Source organism: Daejeonella sp. (genome assembly GCF_049655485.1).
Classification (GTDB): Bacteria; Bacteroidota; Bacteroidia; order Sphingobacteriales; family Sphingobacteriaceae; genus Daejeonella.
Genome location: NZ_JBASJU010000068.1, coordinates 1 through 3,269 on the forward strand (window position 1 = coordinate 1; position 3,269 = coordinate 3,269).

At 45.7% G+C, this 3,269-nt stretch carries 2 protein-coding genes; both read right to left on the reverse strand.

The genetic code is table 11. From position 1 onward, the window contains the following. Positions 1-1,780: threonine--tRNA ligase (gene thrS / locus WBJ10_RS03085; protein WP_424288089.1), on the reverse strand; the 1,780-nt coding region annotated here is incomplete at its 3' end. Positions 1,781-1,870: 90 nt separating this feature from the next. Then, positions 1,871-3,269, reverse strand: a 1,399-nt coding sequence (locus tag WBJ10_RS03090) for a sodium:solute symporter family transporter (protein WP_424288090.1), incomplete at its 5' end; no start/stop codon positions are given.

A 3,269-nucleotide genomic window follows, 5' to 3' on the forward strand; every position in this document is an offset into this window, starting at 1 on the left:
CTTCGGCATCGCGTATTTTGCGGCCAATCTTCTCATCTCTGGAGTCAATCAAGCCGCGAATATCGGAATTATTAAGCGATTCTAAAACTTTTTTTGCATAATCCTCATATTTTTCAGAGATCGGCAGGACGATAAATTGCTCGGGTGTGAGCCATAAAGGAAATTCCCCTGCGCAATGTTCGATCAATACGGCTACAAATCGCTCCAAGGAACCGAACGGGGCTCTGTGTATCATCACCGGACGGTGTTTTTGGTTATCGCGCCCGGTATATTCCAGTTCAAATCGTTCGGGTAAATTATAATCAACCTGTATGGTACCCAGCTGCCATTTTCTACCCAAAGCATCTTTAACCATAAAATCCAGTTTGGGGCCATAAAAAGCAGCTTCTCCAAGTTCTACGATGGTCTTTAAACCTTTCTCTTCAGCTGCTTCAATAATAGCGGATTCTGCCAGCTGCCAGTTTTCATCGGAACCGATGTACTTGGTTTTGTTTGAAGGATCGCGAAGGGAGACTTGTGCGGTATAATCGTTAAATCCTAGTGCCTTGAATACATATAGCACCAGATCAATTACCTTTTTAAACTCTTCTTTAACCTGGTCAGGGCGGCAAAATAAGTGCGCATCATCCTGGGTAAAACCCCGTACGCGTGTGAGTCCGTGCAGCTCCCCGCTTTGCTCATAACGATATACCGTTCCGAACTCGGCGTATCTAACCGGAAGGTCCTTGTATGAGCGTGGTTTGGTTTTGTAAATCTCACAATGATGAGGACAGTTCATCGGTTTCAGAAAGAACTCCTCCCCTTCCTGCGGGGTTTTTATCGGCTGAAACGAATCAGCTCCGTACTTTTCGTAATGGCCTGATGTGATATATAGATTTTTATGCCCGATATGCGGCGTAATAACCTGCTCGTATCCGGATTTCACCTGCGCCTTTTGCAGGAAATTAACAAGTTTCTCGCGTAAAGCGGTTCCTTTAGGCAGCCATAATGGCAAGCCCATCCCTACTTTTTCTGAAAAGGCAAAAAGCTCCAATTCTTTACCAAGTTTACGGTGATCGCGTTTCTTGGCTTCTTCTATCATGTGAAGATAGTCTGTCAACTCGCTTTGCTTTGGAAAGGTTACGCCATAGATCCGTGTAAGCTGCTTTCGGGTCTCGTCGCCTCTCCAATATGCGCCGGCGACATTCATCAGCTTCACGGCCTTGATAAAGCCTGTGTTTGGGATATGGGGGCCGCGACAAAGATCAGTGAAATTGCCCTGGGTATAAAACGTGATGGAACCGTCGCTGAGGTCCTTGATCAGATCCAGCTTGTATTCATCATCTTTTTCAGTAAAATATTTAACAGCATCGTCTTTGGAAACTGCAGTTCTTGCAAACTCAGCTTTCGTCCGCGCGAGCTCCATGATCTTATCCTCGATCTGCTTGAAATCATCGGATGAGAATTCACGATCGCCGAAATCAACATCGTAATAGAAGCCGGTTTCGATAGCGGGCCCGATACCGAATTTGGTGCCTGGATACAATGCTTCAAGAGCTTCGGCCATCAGGTGGGCAGAAGAATGCCAGAAGGTGTTCTTGCCTTCCAGGTCGTTCCAGGTTAGCAATTTAACTTCCGAATCAGTTTCAATCGGACGGGATGAATCCCAAACCTGACCGTTTACCTGTGCTGCTAATACGTTTCTTGCTAAACCTTCAGAAATCGAAAGTGCGATTTGATGGGCAGTAATGCCCTGTTCATATTCGCGGACAGACCCGTCCGGAAGTGTAATGTTAATCATATACAAAATGATTTATTAGTTATGTAAATTGAAACAAAGTGGTCAGATACAGAGTGACCTTCTATTCAAGGGGTAAAAGTAGAGAAACTTTCAATAAAACACCGTATACAAGGCTGCCAAAATCCCCACAATAATTGCCGAGCCAACAATAAACCCTGGCGAGCATTTGAACATCCTGGTATCAATGACCAGCGCTTTATGGGCTTCTTTTCCGCTGCGGTCGGCGAGGCTCATGATGACCATCAGTAACATAAGAAAAACGAATACCACTGTCATACGATCCATAAACGGAAAATCGGGGAATGCGCCGTTTGTCCAGTCAGGCAGGAATTTTAAAACAGTTGAAAGCGGTATGGTGAGTATAGCGGAAGTAAGCGCTGCTGCGGATGTGGTTCTTTTCCAGAAAAACCCTAAAAGGAAGATGGACAGTACTCCGGGGGAAATAAAACCTACATACTCCTGGATAAACTGGTAGGCCTGATCCAGATTTCTCAGCGCCGGCGCTACGATACATGCCAGCACCATGGCTACAATTACTGTAATCCTTCCGGTCCGGACTAACTGCCGGTCTGAAGCATCTTTCTTAAAGAATTTCTTATAAATATCGAGTGAGAAAATGGTGGAAACGCTATTTGCTTTTCCTGCCAGGGATGCCACAATCGCAGCTGTAAGGGCGGCGAATGCCAGGCCTTTTAGACCGTTCGGCAGAAGGTTCATCAGTGTAGGATATGACTGATCTGGTTTTAATACTCCATTAACGTCGGTCATTTCAGCCTGAAACATTCCGTTCTGATACATCACATACATGGTGATACCTGGAATCACTACAATAAGCGGTATTAAGAGCTTCAGAAAAGCGGCGAAAAGAATCCCTTTTCGGGCCGTCGGGAGACTCGCGCCTAAAGCTCTTTGTGTGATGTACTGGTTACAGCCCCAGTAATTCAGGTTATTGATCCACATCCCTCCCACCAGAACCGATAATCCGGGCAGGTCGGTGTAATAGGGATTCGACTTGTCAAAAATCATGTGGAAATGGGAAGGGGCTTTCTCTTGAATAACCGCAAGGCCCTTCAGGATATCGCCGCCATAGCCGAACTTTTCTGATACCAGGCTTAACGCGAGATAACAGGTTACCAGACCGCCAAGAATCAGAACCAGTACTTGAATGACATCCGTATATCCGATTACTTTCATCCCGCCAAGGGTTACCAGAATGGAGAAGATGCCAAGTCCCACCATGCACCATTCGAAGCTTATTCCTGAGATAGAATTAATTGCCAGCGCGCCCAGGTAAATGATTGAAGTCAGGTTCACAAATACATAGACCAGCAGCCAGAATATGGCCATCAGCGTAGCTACGGTATCGTTATATCGCTGCGATAAGAACTGGGGCATGGTGAAAATACCGTTCTTAAGATATATCGGAATGAAGAAAACTGCTACAATAATCAATGTAGCCGCCGCCATCCATTCATAGGACGATATAGCC